General features: G+C 57.3%; 3 protein-coding genes. 1 reads left to right on the plus strand and 2 read right to left on the minus strand.

Going from position 1 to position 2,407, the window contains the following annotated elements; all coding sequences use genetic code 11:
- The coding region (locus tag RMSM_RS43230; protein WP_236622409.1) for a hypothetical protein at positions 1-223 on the minus strand (223 nt) is incomplete at its 3' end.
- Positions 224-241: 18 nt separating this feature from the next.
- Here RMSM_RS43230 and RMSM_RS33455 point away from each other — a divergent pair.
- On the plus strand, positions 242-823 hold the full coding sequence (locus tag RMSM_RS33455) for an RluA family pseudouridine synthase (RefSeq protein ID WP_008708257.1): 582 nt from the start codon (positions 242-244) through the stop codon (positions 821-823).
- A 13-nt stretch (positions 824-836) separates the two neighbouring features.
- Here RMSM_RS33455 and RMSM_RS33460 read toward each other — a convergent pair whose 3' ends face one another.
- A complete protein-coding gene (locus RMSM_RS33460; RefSeq protein ID WP_236622410.1) occupies positions 837-2,396 on the minus strand; it encodes an aldehyde dehydrogenase (NADP(+)) in 1,560 nt (519 codons plus the stop codon).
- Between the last annotated feature and the right edge of the window lie 11 nt (positions 2,397-2,407).

Genomic DNA, 2,407 nt, shown 5'->3' on the forward strand with positions numbered 1-2,407 from the left:
GTGATGCGTGGCTCGGGTGGATCAACGCGGGTGAAATCTTAATCGATTCGTTCCCGGTTCGCGCCGAACGAATTGTGCGTGAGGGAGACCATTTCACGCACATCATGAGCGACGTGGTGGAACCTGACGTCAACGCGGCGATCACGATCCTGCACGAGGATGATTCGATCATTGCTGTCGACAAACCGGCACCACTGCCGATCACCCCAGCGGTCGATTTCATCGCAATACGTTGTCTTGGATGCTCGAGCGATATTACGATGGCGAGAAACTTCGCGTCGCACATCGACTCGACGCCAACACGACCGGCGTTGCGGTGCTGTGCCGCACCGCTGCGGCAGCCGGCTTTGTGCAGCCGCAATTTGAACGACGCGAAGTCAAGAAGCTGTACCTTGCTCGCGTATCTGGAACGATCCCTTGGGACGAACATCGCTGCGATCTGTCGATCGCCCATGCCTCGGACGTCATGAAGCGACGATTGTCGGTAGGCGCTCGTGTGACTTGCCAAAGCGGGCAAGAAGCTCGAACCGATTTCAAAGTGATCCAGCGATTGCCCGACAATACGACGCTGGTGCAAGCGATTCCGCTGACCGGACGCACGAACCAAATCCGTGTCCACTGCTGGTCGCTCGGTTTTCCCATTGTGGGTGACTTGCTGTATTTGCAGGACCGGCAAATCGGCGAACAACAAACCCATACGATGACCGATCCACCGATGTGTCTACATGCTCACCGATTAACGTTCTGCCATCCGGATTGCAAGACACCGGCAACCTACCAAAGCCCGCCACCGAAGTGGTGGGTCGACAATTCGGAAGAGTAGCGAAGCTTGCGGACTAAACGTCACCTTGGGTCCATGTGCCGTTGATGTTGCGCCACGTCTCGGCGGTGGGCGACGCATCCTGCAGCAATGCGGGCAATCGTGACTCTCGCACGTTGTCATACGAAGTCAATTTGCCAAACCGAACCAGCGACGCAGGCACGCCGACGGCGGTGAATCCAGGATGCCCCGTCGCTGGATACGGCCCACCGTGATTCATTGCCGGGCTGACCGCCACGCCGGTTGGCATTTTGTCGTTCAGCACTCGCCCCACCTTTGGAATCAACTCGAACGCGATCTTTTCGTAGACAGCCTCGTCGCTTTCATCAGCAGCCGAATAGACCCCGCCGGTCAAATTTCCTTCGAGTTGCGAGATCACCTCTGTCAACTCATCCAAATCGCTCGCCACCACCATCAGCGATGCGTTACCGAACGCTTCAGTCTGAAAACCTTCGGGATTGCCCAAAAATGTCTTGCCGTCAACACGCAGCAGCGTGTTGGCGTAGGCACAACGCCGCGACTCAGGCTCTCCGCCGCCGGTCAACAACTCGGCGCCGAAATCACAAAGCGTCTTGACGCTTCCCGACAAACCTTTCGAGACAGCAGGCGACAGCAACGTGCCTGATGCGGTGGATTCAAAACGCGTCTTTACGGCCGCAACGAACTTTTCCGAGGACTCATCGGCGATCAACAACACCATTCCGGGATTGGTACAGAATTGTCCAGCGCCCATCAAAACGCTGGTCACGAAATCATTGGTGATTTCTTCACCTCGCTGCTGAAGCGCAGCGGGAGTCATGACGACGGGATTGACGCTCGACAGTTCCAAATAGATCGGCTTGCCTGCGGCGTCGGCAGCGGCTTTCAACTTCAGCCCCGCCGATCGGCTGCCGGTGTACCCGGTCGCGCCGACACGTGGATCGGAAACCAAACGCTCGCCATCGGCATGGCTGGTCCGATAGATCAATTGGACGGTGGACGCCGGCAATCCGGTTTGCTCGATCGATTGCAGCGCCAGATCGGCGAACAACCGAGTCGTTTCCGGGTGCGAACTGTTGGCTTTGCCAATCACAGGGTTGCCTGCCGCAATCGCGGCGGCGAAATCGCCGCCGGAGACACTGCCAAAGGCGAATGGAAAGTTATTCGGCCCAAACACCACAATCGGCCCGAGGGCTTCGTAGCACGAGCGGATTCCTGACTTGGTATCGATCGTTGCCATTGCCCAATTGCCACTGCGGCACGCTGCGGCGGCCGCACGCAATTGATTGCTGGTCCGCGGCAGTTCAACATCAGCCAAACGTGGACTGCGAGCGAGCCCTGTTTCGGCAAACGCAGCATCGACCAACGCGTCTTTTGCCGCGTCGATCTTGTCCGCATAGACTTCCAAAAATTCCGCAATTTTCGCCTTGGGAAGCTGTCGTAATTCGCGAGCCGCATCGACAGCTGCATCCAACGCAGCATCGCAGTCCGACCAATCGCTGACCGGGAACTCAGCGTCTAAAGTCTCATTCTTGTTGGGATCGGTTGCTTGAAACGTCTTGCTAAAGTCGGCATCACGCCAGCCACCTTTGATCAGAACTTGACGTG

Origin of the sequence: Rhodopirellula maiorica SM1 (assembly GCF_000346295.1) — a bacterium.
Classification (GTDB): domain Bacteria; phylum Planctomycetota; class Planctomycetia; order Pirellulales; family Pirellulaceae; genus Novipirellula; species Novipirellula maiorica.

Excerpts from the sequence above, each read along its gene's own strand:
- RMSM_RS33455 (WP_008708257.1), top strand. The coding sequence starts at position 242 with ATGCTCGAGCGATATTACGATGGCGAGAAACTTCGCGTCGCACATCGA.